Below are 16,772 nucleotides of genomic sequence, written 5' to 3'. Positions count from 1 at the left end.
GATGGCACATGTAGCCCGCACCTCTGAAGCTGCCTTTGAAACCGTCATCGAGAGCCATTTGCTCCAACACGGCTATCAATCTGTTGACCGGCAGTGCTTCGACAAAGAGCGGGCTATTTTCCCCGAAACCGCGCTGGCCTTTATCCGGCAAACCCAGCCCATTACCTGGAGCAAGCTGGAATCCCTGTTGGGCGACCGCACGGGGGAGCAACTTCTGCGTGACCTTTGCAAGTGGATGGACGATTACGGCTCGCTGGCTACGCTGCGGCACGGCTTCAAGTGCTACGGGCGGCTGGTGCATATAGCCTTCTTCAAAGCCGCCCACACCATGAACCCTGAGCTGGACGCCAACTACGCGGCCAACTGCCTCGGCCTCACTCGGCAGCTTCGGTATTCGGCTCGCTCCGGCCATTCGCTCGACCTCACCATCAGCCTGAACGGCATTCCGGTGGCTACCGTGGAGTTGAAGAACCCGCTTACCCAACAGACCGTAACGGACGCCATTACCCAATACAAACAGGACCGCGACCCGCGTGACCCTATTTTTGAGTTTAAACGCCGAGCGCTCGTCCACTTTGCCGCCGATACCGAACTGGTGTACATGACCACCCGGCTCGCCGGTAATGCTACACATTTTTTGCCCTTCAATAAAGGCGTTAACGGTGATGCTGGTAACCCCGAAGCCCCCAAAGGTCGTAGCTACCGTACTGGCTACCTTTGGGAAGAAGTATTGCAGCGCGACAGCTTTTTAGATTTGCTAGCTCGTTTCATTCACCTACAGGTAGACGAGAAACTGAACGACGAAGGGCGGAAGATCAAGAAAGAATCGTTGATCTTTCCCCGCTACCATCAGCTACAGGCTGTCCGGTCGCTGGTGCGGGCCGCGGAAATTGAAGGACCGGGGCATAACTACCTCATCGAACATTCGGCCGGGAGCGGCAAGAGCAATACCATTTCTTGGCTGGCACACCGGCTGGCGTCGTTGCACGATCAGGCCAACAACAAGGTGTTCGATTCGGTCATTGTCATCACCGACCGGGTAGTGCTCGACAAACAGTTGCAGGACAACATCTACCAGTTTGAGCACAAGCGGGGCGTAGTTGAGAAGATTGACGAAAGCTCGCGCCAATTGGCCGAGGCCTTGGAAAACGCCGTGCCGATCATTATCACCACCTTGCAAAAATTCCCGTTCGTGTCAGACCAACTCAAAAAGCTGGCCGAAAAGCGCGGAGAGACGTCAACCGGCGACCTGCCTACCCGCCGTTGCGCCGTTATTATCGACGAAGCGCACAGTTCGCAGGGTGGAGATACGGCCACGGAACTAAAGCGCGTTTTGGGTGGAGAAGACCTTTACAACCGGGCCAAAGAAATTGCCACCGAAGAAGGAGCAGACTCGCTGGAAGAGCTTTACCGAAATATGGCCAAACGCGGCCGACAGCCCAATGTCAGTTTCTTTGCCTTTACGGCCACGCCCAAGCACCCGACACTATCCATTTTCGGACGAGACAAGACATCGTTTCACAAATACACCATGCGGCAGGCTATCGAAGAAGGCTTTATTCTCGATGTGCTGAAAAACTATACCACCTACGCTACATACTACAAACTGGTGAAAGCCGCCGAAGACGACCCGCAGGTTGAGCGCAAAAATGCCGCCCGCGCCTTAGCGCGTTTTCTGCGGTTGCATCCGCACAATATTGCTCAGAAAACCGAAATTATGGTGGAGCATTTTCAGGCTGCTACTCGCCATAAGATTGGTGGCCACGCCAAAGCAATGGTCGTTACGGGTTCGCGGCTGGAAGCCGTTCGGTATAAACAAAGCTTCGATCAGTACATTCGGGCAAAAGGCTATTCCATCAAATCGCTGGTGGCCTTCTCGGGGGTGGTCAACGATGACAAAGTGCCGGGCGTGACCTACACCGAAGAGGGTATGAACAAAGGCGTTAAAGAAAAAGAACTGCCCGAGACGTTCGCTACCCCTGACTATCACGTATTGCTCGTAGCCGAAAAATACCAGACCGGTTTTGATCAGCCCTTGTTACACACCATGTATGTCGATAAGCGGTTGGCAGGTATTCAGGCTGTGCAAACCTTGTCGCGCCTGAACCGGATGCATCCCCTCAAAAACGATACGTTCGTGCTGGATTTTGTTAATGACCGGGAGGAAATCAAGGAGGCATTCGGCGCGTATTATCAGGGAGCGGTGATGGGCGATGGAGCCGACCCGGCACAGCTTTATCGCATTCAAACGGAATTGAATATTGCGGGTATTTACGAACCCGAAGAAGTTGAGGAGTTTAGCTTCATCTACTTCAAACCTAAGCAAAAGCAAAGCCCCGCCGATCATCAGGCCATGAATGCCGCCTTAGACCCGGCTGTTACCCGGTTTACCGAATTACTAAAGGACAATCCAGACGAGGCAGAGTTATGGCGGGGCAAAGTTCAGGCGTTTCGGAATCTGTACAACTTCCTGAGCCAAATTATACCGTATCAGGATTCCGACCTCGAAAAGCTATTCATCTTTCTGCGCCATCTGTCGCCTAAGCTACCGCGCCGTAACAGCGCCCCAACTTATAACTTTGATGATTCCGTACGTCTTGAATACTATCGACTGGAGAAAATTAGTGAAGGCTCAATCAACCTTAAGAATAGCTACCCCTCTCCACTCGACGGCCCCACGGAAGTAGGCACCGGAATGGTTCATGAAGAGGCTGTTCCGCTTTCACGGCTGGTTGATAAGATCAACGAACGATTCGGCACAGATTTTAATCAGGCTGATCAATATTTCTTTGATCAAATTGTGGAAATCGCTGTTTTGGACGAAAACATCATTACCGCTGCTGAAACCAACCCGGAAGAAAAATTTGAGTTGGTTTTTAAAAATGTGCTCCAACAGCTCTTCATTGAACGAATTGATCAGAATGAAGACATTTTTGCCCGTTTTATGAACGATAACGCATTTCAGAAGGCAGTTACGGCAGGGCTTGCTTCGGAGGCTTATCGAAAGCTTACCGCGAAAACTCCTAGGCAGAAAAGTATTGAATTTTAGATCTAAGTATTGTATAAGGCCAGCAACCAAGATTAGTACCGGGTTTTCTCTAATTATTTAGGTTTCACTACAGCGTTATGGGACGACTGCCAACACTTCGTAACAATTACGACGACTTAAAGAAGCTGACTCTAGCTGACCTGAAACGGCTTGGCTTGATGGTTCCTCAGCACCAGGCTTCAAGCACAATCAAATGGACCCGACGAGGTGAAACAACCGGCGAGATAAGCGTCCTTGTTAGCTTATTCAAAACAAGCGGGTATGTTGAGTTTGATTACACATACAACCGCCAAGAGCAGATGAACTACAGAGTTCAGTTAGTGCAACTGCCAAGCAACTTAAGGAAGGGGCATGTATGGTACTTTATTTGCCCACTAACGGGCGAACGCTGTCGAACCTTGTACCAGGCTGGAAAATACTTTGCGTCCCGTAAAACGCTTAAAGGGACGTTGTACGAAAGCCAGACGTATTCTAAGCAATACCGTTGGTATGACAAGACGTTTGGCCCAACATTTAAAGCTGAAAGGGCATACAACGAACTTCTTAAACCTTACGCCAAGACCCACTATCGAGGAAAGCCAACCCCAAAGGCTAAGAAAGTAATGAAGTGGGAAAAAGCTGAAGAACAGGCAAAGGTCCGTGAACCAAGAAGTTTAGAAGATTACTTGTACAGGTAATTCAAAGGAAAGGCAAGTAAACCGTCAACAAATCCGTCAACAACAACCAAAAATAAAGCCTGTATATCATTGATATACAGGCTTTTCTGTGGCTTCGTTTGCGGTCCGGACGGGACTCGAACCCGCGACCCCCTGCGTGACAGGCAGGTATTCTAACCAACTGAACTACCGGACCACTGTGCGACTGCGTTTCCGAAATCGTGGCACAAAAGTAGGCGGAATGGTTATGCTGCGCAACTTTTTTCTGAAAAAAACTTTCTGACTTTCGCGACACTATACGTTTTTCGCCTGACTGTCATACGCTTATGCTTCTTAAAAAATTTATAATTTCATAATAGGAAACAGCCTATTTAGCCGGAAATGGATTTGTTTTTGTCCAATACTTGTTCTTACTTTCTAAGAGAATAGCAACTTAACGAAGGGTATCATGACCACGTCAGAATCATATGTCGAATTAATCAACCGGGTGTACAGTCGGTCGCGACAGGAAGGGAGCCGGTCGTATCCCGTTGCTTCGTACGAAGTATTTCTGTTGAGCCAGGCGCAGGAACGGGCAAAACGCAAAGAGGCTGACCTGTTCCGGAAACTGGGCGATATTTTTGACTGGCAGATGAGTCGTCGGCAGCGAAACGGGTATTTGAAAAGCATGCGCCTTGGGTTTACACTGGTGCTGACCGATCCTGCCAAAACGATTCTCTGGACGAGTAATAACTTTCTGAGTATGACGGGCTATATCCCGGGTGAAGTGCTTGGTCAGACTCCCAGCATTTTACAGGGACCTGATACAGATGCACGGACCTTACGGCGTGTTCGGGAGTCGTTGCAGCGGGAAGAATCGGTCAAGGCTGACCTGCTTAATTACCGGAAAGACGGCGAATCGTACATTTGCCGGGTGGCCATCGATCCGCTTTACAACGGGGAGGGCGAGTTAACGCACTTTCTGGCCGTAGAATGTGAAGTAAAGGCTGAGTAGACCAATACAGTGATATTGCTGTGCTCATCTACTCAACCGTTTTCTACTCATTGCCTTCATCTGAGCTTAGCTCATTAGCCTCATCGGGCGTCATTTTTTCGGCATCATTTGCCTGAAGTGCTTCTTTGGTTTCATCGCGGGTTGCAAACGAATCAATGCTCGTGTTACCCGGATCCTGGCGGTTTGGCTGCCTCACATCAATCTCGCTCACCTGCGCCGGACTGTCTGCTTTCTCTTTCATAGCGTTTCAATACTTGTTTTCCTCGAAACGCCCCCTTCCGTAAAATGTTTACTGTATACGCTCGTTTCCAGTCGATCGGTAAAACCTTTGGCCGATGATTTGTAGTTATATGAGCAGAAGATTGTGTTATGAGATCGTTTAAGCGTGCCCTTCGCTGGGCGTTACTGGTTTTATTGTTGCTGCTGGTCGGCGGGGTGGGAGCGTCCTGGCTGGTTAATTTCCGGCAGACTGATGAAGAATTAACGGAGGAGTTTCAAGGACAGCGAATCCGGCCAACTATTCACCGGTATCGGGTACCAACCCGGGCCAATGATCCAGATGCGGCCTGGCGTACTATCCGATTCATTGAAACGCCGGCTGATGATTCGTTGCCGGTGGTCATTTTTGTTCACGGTGCGCCAAGCTCCCTGTCGTTTTTCAATAAATTTTTCAAGGATACGACCCTGCTGAATCGGGCCCGGCTGGTTGCGGTTGATCGGCCCGGCTATGGCTATTCCGATTTCGGCTGGGTGGAAACTTCGATCATCCGGCAGGCCAAATTTTTGCAGCCTCTAATTGAGCGCTACCGTAATGCACCTTATCTGATGCTGGTAGGTTCGTCGTACGGCGGCTCGGTATCGGCTCGGCTGGCAATGAATAATCCCAACCTGGTCGATCATGTCGTTTTCGTATCGTCGGCGCTGGGACCGGGGCTGGAGTATACATACCCAATCAGTTATTACCTTGATAAGCCACCCCTGCGCTGGCTGATTCCACCCCTGTTGCGGCTGGCTAATGACGAAAAGCTATCACACCGACGGGCACTGGAGGCAATTTTGCCCGACTGGCCAAAAATCAAGGCGGGTATCACCATGCTGCACGGGCAGCGTGATGAACTGGTGTATCCTACGAACGTAACGTTTGCGCAGGAACATCTGGTCAACGCAAAAGTTAAACAGTTTCTGTTGCCTGAAAACCGGCATGACATTGTGCTCTACAAGCGGGAATATATGACCGAGATTCTGCTCGACATCCTGACTCGACGCGACGTAAAAGAACAGGTTAAGACCAACTCACTGGCCGTACAGCCCTGAGCGGTCGGCCGCGACGCATCACGAACAGACAGCGCCGGAGGCACTCATGGGTAGCGTATACAAGCGTCCCAGATGGTGTCTCCGGTTTTTTTCTAAAAGACCGTAGTGCTTCAACTGGTAATTTCAATCCGGTTGTTTTCGGGGTCGAGTACCACGCTTTCGTAGTAGCCGTCGCCGGTCCGGCGGGGTTGACCGACAATAACATAACCATCGACCTGAAGCCGGGCAGTCAGTTTATCAACAGCGCTTTCGCTGCCAACCGATACGGCAAAATGAGTCAGACCCATGGATTGGATCAGTGGGTCGGAAAGTCGGTCGTTAATGCCCGGCATAGTCATCAATTCCAGCCGACATCCATCATCAAAAGACAGGAAATAAGAACTAAATTGCCTGGTGGGGTTTACGTATCTTTCGCCGGATTGGGCACCGAAATATGTTTCGTAAAACGTTCGCATGGTGTCCAGGTCACGGACCCATACGGCAATGTGTTCGATTCGCATGGGGCAAAGATGGCGGGCTATTCTGATACTTGCTGAGTCTTCATTGGCCGAAATCAGCAGTTCATTACCGCATTGCAGCTTATAGTACCAGCGCAGGAAGCCAGAACACTCCGTCTCCGAGCCAGCGATACCGTTCGTTGCGCAAAAAATAAGCCGGAAACCGCTGAATAACGTACAGTACCAGACTCATTATGGCCAGCATCAGCGAAGCCCGCTGCGCAAATCGATCGCTGGTGATGAAGCAAAGCGTCAGTCCGGTCGATACAACGCCGAGCGTTAGCCAACCCAGCAGAGTAATGGAGCGCTCCAGGCCCCAGGCCGTTGCCAGCGAAAACTGGGGCTGTTCGGGCCGCTCCCACTGTTCCATTACTGAAAACAGAATCAGGTTCTGAAAGGCAATAACCGTGAACATAAGGGCTTGGGTGATCTCGACACCGCTTACTGTTGGGCGCTGTACCCAGACGCTCCCCCAAACGCCGGCCGAAAACAGAACGGCAACCAATGGTTCTTTCAGCAGGAGGGCTGAATGTCGGTTCGGGAGTCGGAAAACCATAAAAACGTACCCTGCACAGACAGCCCCCAGAGCGAGCCCAAACCGAATGACACTGCCCGGCAGGAAGAAGCACAGGATCAATGCCAGCAAAGCGGCTGCCAGCACACCGCGCCATAGGTCGGTGGCGTGTTGCCGGTGAAAAGCGTGGCGCGGTGTCAGCCGACTGCTGGACGAAGCAGGCGTTACCTTCTGTACGTCGAGGAGCCGATCGATCGTGTAAATCATCCAGACCACCAACGCCAGCACAATGGGCGTGGCCCAGTGAACCGGCACTACGTCAGACAACCGGGCGGCCATCCGGTTCGACAATACGGCCCCCAGCACAACCGGGAAGCTCAGGTAATAGGCGTTACGTAGCGGAGTAAGCAAAGCAGCAGAAATTGGCACCTTAACGAACATCTGATAGCCGCGGGGAACCCGGGCTCTTTGAGCAGGACAAGGGTAAAGGTCGAAATGTTCAAAGATCTACGAAACAGTAGGAATGGATTCGGGCGGGGACAGCCACGGCTCCCGGCGACTAATGACATCAATCGATTGCCCAACCCGTACAACACCGGTGGTGTCCGGCCGAACCAGTACGTTCTGGCCGAACAGAATTTTATGTTTCCACTGCCGGTAAGTTGCCAGAGTTTTCAGGGGTTCTTTGCCTTTCTCGCCGGTTGCCGGGTCGATGGTGGTCAGTACGCAGCGGGCGCAGGGTTTTACGCCGTAAAAATCCACGTCGCCGATGCGAATGTGCGCCCAGGCATCTTCCTCATTGGCTGTACTACCCGCTACGACGATGCTCGGCCTGAACCGCGCCATCGACAGTGGCTCATCCAGTTGCTGATTCAGGTAATTGAGGGAAGCCTGGCCAATGAACAGGTACGGATAGCCATCCGCAAAACTGACCGCTTCGCCGTTGTGGGCGTAGTCGGTGTCAATTGCGCGTCGGGTTGTTTCCGGCATATACACCAGTCGGCAGGGCAGATCGAGGGCTTCCGAAAACCAGCGGTCGGCTGCGTCGCTGACCGTAACAGCCTGCACCCCGTGGCTACCCCAGATGTTGACCAGCATCGTTCCGGTCGGTTGCCGGGGCGTTACTGGCAGTTCCAGTACGTTGTCGGGTCGGGCGCGGTGCCAGACCCGTATGGTGTCGTCGGCTAGTGTTACGTCGATCAGAGCCATGTGGTGGTTGCTCCGTTGGGTAATAAACTGACCCGCAGGATCGACGAGCATGTAGCGCCGGTCATACCGGAAGCCTTTTTCGTCAACAATGGCTTCGGTGACCGAAACCGCGCCGAGCGATTTGATGGGATAGAGGTATAGGTTCTGAATAGTCAACATGCGTTCTGTCAGTGGCTGATACGGGTTGGCTCACATAGCCATTCGTGGTAATGGGCTGACCTCCTGTGAGGTGAAATCCCCTTGCTCAAACTTAAATTGAGCCGCTTTGGCAATCATGGCCGCATTGTCGGTACAGTATTCGAAACGCGGAATGTACACGTTCCAGCCCAGTTCGGTACCGAGTTGAGTCAGGGCCGTTCGCAGGCCGCTGTTGGCCGATACGCCCCCGGCAATGGCAATTTCCTTGATACCCGTTTCGCGGCTCGCCCGCTTAAGTTTAATGAGCAGCATCTGAACCAGCGTGTGCTGAATGCTGGCACAAATATCAGCTATGTTTTCCGAAATGAAGGCTGGATTGGTTGATGTTCGATCTCGCAGGAAATACAGAATGGCCGTTTTGATACCACTGAACGAATAGTCGAGACCGGGCATTTCGCCCAGCGGAAACCGATACGCCAAGGAATTCCCGTCTTTTGCGTAGCGGTCGATGAGTGGGCCGCCGGGATAGGGGAGATTCAGCAGCTTGGCCGACTTGTCGAAGGCTTCCCCAACGGCGTCGTCCTGCGTCTGGCCGATAACTTCCATATCGAGTGGGCTACGTACCAGTACAATCTGCGTATGCCCTCCGCTCACGGTCAGGCACAGAAACGGGAACGCCGGAGCGGGGTTTTCTATAAAATGGGCCAGTACGTGGGCCTGCATGTGGTTTACTTCGATCAGCGGAATATTCAGTCCCAGGGCAAGCGCTTTGGCAAACGAAGCGCCGACAAGCAGCGATCCCAGCAGGCCGGGCCCCCGGGTGAAAGCCACCGCCGATAACGCGTTTTTCGGTATATTTGCATCTGTTAATGCTCGCTCCACAACCGGCAGAATATGCTGTTGGTGAGCGCGGGAGGCCAGTTCCGGTACAACTCCCCCGTATTGTTCGTGAATCAACTGCGCGGCAATAACATTGGACAGCAATTGGCCGTTTGATAAAACAGCGGCCGATGTTTCGTCGCAGGATGATTCAATCGCTAAAATGTTCATGCGCAATTAGGCATTAATTTGGTAAAATTACGTTACAGGTGGGGAATGCTTACAAAATGGCGTAGAGCCGACATTGGTTCCCACCTGAGTAAACCAAGTGCCCGGCTCCGTTGTCTAACCCTTACAAACCCCATACTACCCATCTGTTAGCCAATAATTGATGCGCTCATTTGTCAACATATTCCTGAAAACGCTACTCTACCTGACCATCGTGGTCGTGGGGTTGTTGGTGGGAGTCATGTTGCTCCTGCAGCTACCGGCCGTTCAGACGCGGCTGGTGCAGGAGGTTGCCGATCGCGTTTCAAAAACGCTACAGTTCCCGGTCGATATTGAGGGGGTATCTATCAAATGGTTTGATTCACTGACGCTCGAAGGAGTCCGGATTCAGGATCGGCAGCAGCGGGATATGATCCAGGTTGGGCGGCTGGAGGTCGATTACAACCTGCGTAACCTGATCGATTCATCGGCGCATAATATTCACCTCGACGAAGTGGTGCTGTATCGACCTGACGTCCGGCTGATAAAAAATCCGAAAACGGGCGATCTGAATATCGACGAGTTTATTGCCCGTATCAACGAGCTGCTGGCCGATTCGACCAAGCCCAGTATTCCTAACCAGAACATTCCCTTTACGGTCGGTCACGTGACGCTGGCGGAGGGCGCTTTCTCGCTTGATGATCCGCGGGAGCCGTACATGCGTGATCGCAATAGCTTCGACTACAATCACTTCCGGTTGCTGAACCTCAACGCCGACGTGCGCGATCTGTTGATCCTGGGCGATACCATTGCGCTGGATATGAAGCGGCTTCGTGGGTATGACCGCGATACGGACATTAAAATCCGTCGACTTGATACGCGCTTTCTATACTGCGCTACCAAGATGGAAATGGCTGATCTGCACGCGCACATCAACAATTCCATTGTCCGCGAAGGCATTACGTTTCTGTACGACAAACCATCGGCTTTCAGTGATTTTAACAGCCGCGTAGTTATGCAGGGGCGTTTGCGCAACAGCCGGGTGCAGTCGAAGGACCTGGGGTATTTTTCGAGTTATCTGCGCGGGCTGAAGGAAACGTGGCTGTTGACCGGTAATTTTCTGGGTACGGTCAAGGATTTCCGGCTCAGCCGCACCGATCTTCGCTTTGGCCCGAGTGGTCGCAGCAAACTGACCGGTGATATTGCGTTTAAGGGGTTGCCGGATGTGGATCGAATAACGGTCGATTTCAACTTTACGCCGTCGCTCGTCAACATGGCCGACATTCGGCAATATTACCCTGATTCCAGCTTTAACAAGACCATTGGGAAACTGGGGACCGTAACATTCAACGCCACCTTCGCCGGGGCCTTTGATGATTTTGTCACGAAAGGTAATTTTCGTACGGCTATCGGTGCCGTATCGGGCGATCTGAAACTTAAACTGGCGGCTAATCCGGCATTGACAGCTTACACGGCAAATCTGACAGCTACCCGCCTGGCGGTTGGCCAACTGATCGACCGACCCGAACTGATTCAGCAGATCGATGGGCAGGGACGCATCGTCGGAACAGGGCTGTCACTTGATCGGGCCAGCATCGATGTAGACAGTCGGCTATCGCGTTTCGGCTTGCAGGGTTACGATTATCGCAACGTAGTCGTACGTGGTAATCTACAGAAGGCGTTTTTTCACGGACAGCTTAGTTTAAACGACCCCAACCTGGCGTTCATGCTCGATGGGGAGTTTGACCTGCGCGGTCCTCAGAACCGCTTCGACGTTCGGGGAAATGTTAGAAAGGCCGACTTCCGGGCGCTTGGTTACCTAAGCGATTCGCTGGCGGTTCAGACGGCGCTTGACGTTGAGCTGGAGGGTAATACGGTCGATAACCTGGTTGGTACAGCCAACTTCCGGAATGCAACGCTTACGCTTAACGGCCGTAACCTGAACATCGATACGGTTTCGGTAGTGTCGTCGGTGATTCAAACCCAGCCGCAACAGTCTACGCGCTACTACGACCTGATCTCCGACTTCCTGACCGCCCGATTTCAGGGTAATTTTCAGCCGCAGCAGGCCGTGGATGACCTGACCCGGCTGGCAAAAGAATATCAGTTGTATTTTGCGGGCGATGCGGCCGGACTGACAACGTATTATCAACGCAAGCAGCGGGAGTTTGGCTACGTACCTCCTGTGAACAGCCCGTTCATCAGCATCATCAATCCCGTGCCAAATCGTCCGTTGGTAGCCCGGCCCCTGCCGCGTTACGGTATTGATTACGTGCTGGTGGCGCGGAACATAGCTCCGCTGGTGACGTTCCTGAGCCCCTCTGTATTTGTAGCACCAAATACGCGGCTCGAAGGACAGTTTACGATTGATAATACTTCGTTCTTCACAGCAGACGTCAAAACCGATTCGCTTCAGATCGGCACGATCTCTTTTGGCCCCAGCGAACTGGATCTGACTACGTCGAAATTTACGTTCGGTCAGGAAGTGCTTGCCTCGGCGGTGCTGTCGTCGCAACGCCAGGAATTTTCCCGGCAAATTCCAACCAAAAACCTGCAGGTCGAGGCATCGTGGGATGTCGATCACATTGATTTCACGAGCAGTCTGGAGCAGGTTGCAACCAATACGGAAGGGCAGCGGCTGCCGAACCGGGCCGATCTGAATGGCGAACTGCGCTTTAAGGGGGATGCTATCGATCTGACGTTCCGCCAGTCGAAGGTGCGCGTACTGGATGCTGACTGGACCCTCAATCCACAAAGCCTGATTCGTAATGTTGGCGATACGTACACGATCCGGAACGTAATGGTCTCGAACCAGAACCAATACATTCTGGCGTCGGGGAAACTGGCCCCCGATTCGTTGGAACGGCTTGAACTAGAAACCCGCAATTTCCTGCTCGAATCCCTCAATCCGCTGCTCAATACGTCGATGTCCGGTGTCCTGAACGGAGTTCTGTCGGTGCGCGATGTGTACCAGACGCCTATTCTGGAAAGCGAATTGTCGGTGCGTGATCTGGCCTATAACAAAGTGCTGATCGGCGATGTACAGGGCAAAGGCGAATGGGACCAGGCCCGGCAGCGGTTAAACGTGGATGCCGGTATTAACCGGAGTGGCGCGGATGTAATGACGCTGCGGGGAACCTATACACCCCAGAAAAAAGATAACTCATTTGATCTCAAAGCTACGCTGAACGACGTAGAACTGAACCTGCTGGAACCATTCACCCAGGATTTGTTCTCGAACATCGGCGGCACTGCCAAAGGAACAATTGCTATTACTGGTACGCCCAGCTACCCTATCCTAAGCGGAGAAGTAGACGTACAGCGTGGCCGAGCCCGGTTCGACTACCTCAAGGCGGACCTGTCGTTCGAGGATAAAGTATATTTCGGCGAAAATGAAATCATTGCCCGTCGCCTGACACTCCACGATCCGGAGGGCAACACAGCGCAGTTGCGGGGGGGCGTTTATCACGATGGTTTCCGCTACTTTACGCTCGGCTTCGATGCTGATTTTAAGAATTTCAAGATTCTCAATACGGGCGTAAAAGACAATGATCTGTTCTACGGTCAGGCGGTGGTGACCGGGAAGGCCGAATTATACGGGCCGCTCGACAACCTGACGATCAAGGCCGATCTGGCCAGTAACAAAGGTACCCGCATCTATATTCCGCTCGATGGTGCTACGTCAGTGGCTGATGAGAACACGATTCGGTTCGTGAATCGGAGCCAGGGTACGTCGCAGCCCTCATCTGTCACAAACACGACCAGTACGGCCGCAGCCACTAATCAGCCGGCAGTTGATCTGTCGCGGATTCAGATGGATTTCAATTTTGATATTACGCCCGATGCCTATTGCGAAATCCAGTTGGATCGGCAGACGGGCGACATCATCAAAGCCTACGGTCGCGGTCGGCTTGGGATGCGGATTGATACGAAGGGTGACTTCACGATGACCGGTAATTACGAGATCACTGAAGGAGATTACACGTTCACGTTTCAGAATATCATCAATAAACGCTTCCAGATTCAGCCCAACAGCCGCATTACGTGGACTGGCGACCCATACGGTGCTCTGCTCGACGTAACGGCGGCTTATACGCAGTACACCTCGCTGAAGCCGTTGCTGCCAGTCCAAAGCGCGAGTGCTGATCAAAGCCGTCGGTATCCGGTTGATTTGCTGATTAAGCTCAACGGCGAACTGGGCTTACCGGCTATCAGCTATGATCTGGACGTAAAAGAATACCCGGCATCGTCGGATTTCCGACAGGCTGTAACGGCATTCGAGTCGCGGATACAGAGCAACGAACAGGAAATGACCCGGCAGGTGAGCAGTATACTACTCTTCAACCAGTTACTGCCGGAAGGGACCAGCCTGTTTGAACAGAACCAGGTGAACACCGGCGTAGCCAACAGCGTAAGTGAACTGCTCTCTAACCAGATCAGCCGACTGGCGTCGACGCTGGACGAAAACCTGGATGTGGGGGTATCGTTCGGGGGCTTTACAAGTGGAACGCAGAACGAAAACCTGCTCAACAACCTGCAACTCCGGTTCTCGTACCGGCTGCTGAACGATCGGCTGCGCATCAGCCGCGACGGCGGATTTACGTACGGCCAGAGCCAGTACAACGCGGCCAGTTTGCTGGGTGAGTGGACGCTGGAGTACTGGATCACACCCGATGGCCGTTTCCGGGCAAAAGTATACAACCGGAATCAGCAGAACATCCTGAACCAGTATAACCTCTCGAACTCAATCACGACGGGCGGAGGGCTGAGCTTCCTTTACACCCGCTCGTTTAACCGGTTGTTCGGCAGCAGCAACCGCACCACACCCGGTCTGGTACCCAACACGACTGCAACTGAGTCGCTCACGGCGCCGGGAGCGGGAACGGCACCAGTGCTGAGTGGAAACGGCCGCGGCAGTTTCTAATCGTCACGGAAGGGGTAAAATCAGCCGAATTGTTCTTTTCTCCCTAACAGGTAAACCGATCTGTATGCTGAGCGCGATTTTCCGCGGTTTGTAATGCATTTGCTTTGCCTTAGTTCGGACGTCTATTTGCACATGAAGAGAACCTGCCTGCTCACGCTGTTTGTGCTGATCAGCTTTGGCCAACTGGTGTTGGCACAACGAACCATTACCAACCCCGTGAAGTCGTCGGGCCCAGATCCGTGGGTGTTTCAGAAAGATGGCTGGTATTATTACATGAATACGACCGGCAGTAATCTCAGGCTCTGGAAAACACGTAACATGGCTGATCTGGCTACGGCTCAGCAGAAAGTAATCTACACGCCACCAAAGGGTAAGGCGTATTCCCGGGATTTGTGGGCGCCCGAGATTCATCACCTGCGCGGAAAGTGGTACGTGTACTTCGCGGCCGACAGCCTCAACAACATTGGACACCGTATCTGGGTACTGGAAAACGCGTCGGCCGACCCTATGGAGGGCGAATGGACGTTGAAAGGAAAACTGGCTGACCCCGGCGACCACTGGGCCATTGACCTCTCTACGTTTGAGCACAAAGGTAAATTATACGCCATCTGGTCGGGCTGGGAGGGAGCCACCAACGGCCAGCAGAATATTTACATTGCCCGACTCAAAAACCCCTGGACAATGAAAGGCGACCGGGTTCTGATTTCGCAGCCTGAACTGGCTTGGGAAAAACATGGCGACGTGCCGCAGGAGTGGCAGAAAAACGGTGAAGTACCGAAGATCTACGTCAACGAAGGGCCGGAGTTTTTGCAGAACGGCAAGCACCGTTTCATCATTTACTCCGCCAATGCCTGCTGGTTGGACTACTGCTACGGGCTGCTGACGCATACGGGTGGTAGCCTGCTGAAGGCCGGAAACTGGCGTAAACACGCACAGCCGGTCTTTACCCAATCGCTCGAGGAGGGGATCTATGCGCCTGGTCACGGGGGCTTTTTCCGGTCGCCGGACGGGCGGCAGGATTGGATGATCTACCACGCTAATCCGAGTGCTACGGATGGTTGCGGTAACAAACGGGCTCCGCATATACAACCCTTTACCTGGAACACCGACGGAACGCCCAACTTCGGTCGGCCGATGCGAACCGTATCCGTGTCGGCTTCACAAACAGGCGATAAGTAACTACTAACAGATCATTAACCTTATACCCATGTATAGAACCCTTGTTCCAGTGGCGGTAGCCGCCATGCTGTTTCTGAATGGTTGCCAGAAAGCTAACAAAACCGAATCTGCTGCGCTGGATTCAACCGAAACGGCAATGGCTTCCGATACAACGGCGATGGCGGCCGCTCAACTGCCCGAACCGGCAACATTTGCCGATACGATTAAAGGTAAACCAGTAAGCCTGCACATCCTGAAAAATAAAGATATGCAGGTGGCGATTACGAACTACGGTGCACGGATCGTAGGGTTGATTTTGCCGGATAAAAATGGCGTGCCGACCGACGTAGTACCGGGGTTTGCTAGGGCTCAGGCCTATCAGAAGGCCAATGAGCCATTCTACGGACCGATTGTTGGTCGATTCGGCAACCGGATTGCGAAAGGAAAATTCACGCTCGACGGCAAAACCTACTCGACCGAACTCAACAACAACGGCAATACGTTGCACAGCGGGCCGTCGGGCTTTCACAACCAGGTCTGGGACGTAAAACAGGCCGACGACAAGTCGATCCAACTAACTTACGTATCAAAGGATGGCGAGGGTGGTTTTCCTGGTACCGTTACGACAAACGTAACCTACACACTGACCGACGACAATGGGTTACAGATTGACTACTCGGCTACTACCGACAAACCGACGCCCTACAACCCAACCAGTCACGGCTTTTTCAACCTGAATGGTGCAGCGAGCGGAACCATCAATAATCACGTATTGATGATCAATGCCGATCGCTACTCGGTGGTGGACAAGGGACTTATTCCGCAGGGCGAACCGGTTTCTGTGGAAGGGACACCGTTCGACTTCCGGAAGCCAACCGCTATTGGCGCCCGGGTGAACGAGAAAAACGAACAACTGACCTTTGGCGGTGGCTACGATCATAATTTTGTTCTGAACCGGAAGGGAGCCGGTGTTGAGAAGGCGGTTGAAATTGTGGGCGATAAATCGGGGATCAAAATGGAGGTGCTGACAACCGAGCCCGCCATACAGTTTTACGGCGGTAACTTCTTCACCGGTAATGATACGGGTAAATACGGCAAAGCCACCAACTACCGCGAGGCTTTCGCACTGGAGGCCCAGCATTATCCTGATTCGCCCAATCACCCAACCTACCCAAGCACTATCCTGAAGCCGGGGCAGACCTACAGACAGACCACAACGTATCAATTTTCAACGGTTAACTAAACGTAGAGTCGGTTTGCATAGGGATAAAATGCAACCTTCTCCGCTTTTAT

General features: G+C 52.6%; 12 protein-coding genes and 1 tRNA gene. 7 read left to right on the top strand and 6 right to left on the bottom strand.

The window, feature by feature from the left end; genetic code table 11:
* Position 1 precedes the first annotated feature (1 nt).
* Together BN8_RS21950 and BN8_RS21945 are read left to right on the top strand one after the other, a co-directional pair.
* Positions 2 to 3,049 carry a type I restriction endonuclease subunit R gene (locus tag BN8_RS21950; RefSeq protein WP_009284139.1) on the top strand — a complete coding sequence of 1,016 codons (3,048 nt, stop codon included), beginning with the start codon at positions 2 to 4 and terminating at the stop codon, positions 3,047 to 3,049.
* Between the two features lie 77 nt (positions 3,050 to 3,126).
* Positions 3,127 to 3,726: a hypothetical protein gene (locus BN8_RS21945; RefSeq protein ID WP_040006435.1), complete on the top strand. Its 600-nt coding sequence runs from the start codon at positions 3,127 to 3,129 to the stop codon at positions 3,724 to 3,726.
* 101 nt (positions 3,727 to 3,827) lie between these two features.
* Here BN8_RS21945 and BN8_RS21940 read toward each other — a convergent pair.
* Positions 3,828 to 3,901: transfer RNA gene (locus BN8_RS21940), tRNA-Asp, on the bottom strand.
* 252 nt (positions 3,902 to 4,153) lie between these two features.
* Here BN8_RS21940 and BN8_RS21935 point away from each other — a divergent pair.
* Positions 4,154 to 4,699, top strand: coding sequence for a PAS domain-containing protein (locus tag BN8_RS21935; RefSeq protein ID WP_009284138.1), 546 nt, complete (start codon positions 4,154 to 4,156; stop codon positions 4,697 to 4,699).
* Positions 4,700 to 4,742: 43 nt separating this feature from the next.
* Here BN8_RS21935 and BN8_RS21930 read toward each other — a convergent pair whose 3' ends face one another.
* Positions 4,743 to 4,940, bottom strand: a complete 198-nt coding sequence (locus BN8_RS21930; protein WP_009284137.1) for a hypothetical protein — start codon at positions 4,938 to 4,940, stop codon at positions 4,743 to 4,745.
* A 128-nt stretch (positions 4,941 to 5,068) separates the two neighbouring features.
* Between BN8_RS21930 and BN8_RS21925 the strand changes: the two genes are divergently transcribed.
* Complete coding sequence (locus tag BN8_RS21925; protein ID WP_009284136.1) at positions 5,069 to 6,013, top strand: alpha/beta fold hydrolase; 945 nt, start codon at positions 5,069 to 5,071, stop codon at positions 6,011 to 6,013.
* Between the two features lie 110 nt (positions 6,014 to 6,123).
* On the opposite strand, the gene BN8_RS21920 is transcribed toward BN8_RS21925, so the two are convergent.
* From BN8_RS21920 to tsaD, 4 genes are all read right to left on the bottom strand, one after another.
* Positions 6,124 to 6,513 carry a VOC family protein gene (locus BN8_RS21920; RefSeq protein ID WP_040006434.1) on the bottom strand — a complete coding sequence of 130 codons (390 nt, stop codon included), beginning with the start codon at positions 6,511 to 6,513 and terminating at the stop codon, positions 6,124 to 6,126.
* Between the two features lie 79 nt (positions 6,514 to 6,592).
* Positions 6,593 to 7,465, bottom strand: coding sequence for a hypothetical protein (locus BN8_RS21915; RefSeq protein ID WP_009284134.1), 873 nt, complete (start codon positions 7,463 to 7,465; stop codon positions 6,593 to 6,595).
* A 66-nt stretch (positions 7,466 to 7,531) separates the two neighbouring features.
* Entirely contained in the window at positions 7,532 to 8,392 is an 861-nt protein-coding gene (locus BN8_RS21910) for an MOSC domain-containing protein (protein WP_009284133.1), read from the bottom strand.
* Positions 8,393 to 8,422: 30 nt separating this feature from the next.
* Positions 8,423 to 9,421, bottom strand: coding sequence for a tRNA (adenosine(37)-N6)-threonylcarbamoyltransferase complex transferase subunit TsaD (gene tsaD, locus BN8_RS21905; RefSeq protein WP_009284132.1), 999 nt, complete (start codon positions 9,419 to 9,421; stop codon positions 8,423 to 8,425).
* Positions 9,422 to 9,581: 160 nt separating this feature from the next.
* Here tsaD and BN8_RS21900 point away from each other — a divergent pair, with 160 nt between their 5' ends.
* The 3 genes from BN8_RS21900 (at position 9,582) to BN8_RS21890 (ending at position 16,722) form a co-directional block, all read left to right on the top strand.
* Positions 9,582 to 14,321, top strand: a complete 4,740-nt coding sequence (locus tag BN8_RS21900; RefSeq protein ID WP_009284131.1) for a translocation/assembly module TamB domain-containing protein — start codon at positions 9,582 to 9,584, stop codon at positions 14,319 to 14,321.
* 132 nt (positions 14,322 to 14,453) lie between these two features.
* A complete protein-coding gene (locus BN8_RS21895; protein WP_040006433.1) occupies positions 14,454 to 15,500 on the top strand; it encodes a glycoside hydrolase family 43 protein in 1,047 nt (348 codons plus the stop codon).
* Between the two features lie 28 nt (positions 15,501 to 15,528).
* Complete coding sequence (locus BN8_RS21890) at positions 15,529 to 16,722, top strand: aldose epimerase family protein (RefSeq protein ID WP_009284129.1); 1,194 nt, start codon at positions 15,529 to 15,531, stop codon at positions 16,720 to 16,722.
* Positions 16,723 to 16,772: the final 50 nt, after the last annotated feature.

The organism is Fibrisoma limi BUZ 3 (genome assembly GCF_000296815.2).
In the GTDB taxonomy this organism is placed as follows: Bacteria; Bacteroidota; Bacteroidia; order Cytophagales; family Spirosomataceae; genus Fibrisoma; species Fibrisoma limi.
Note: the sequence above shows the minus strand (reverse complement) of the source record. Positions and strands in the feature narration are given on the sequence as shown.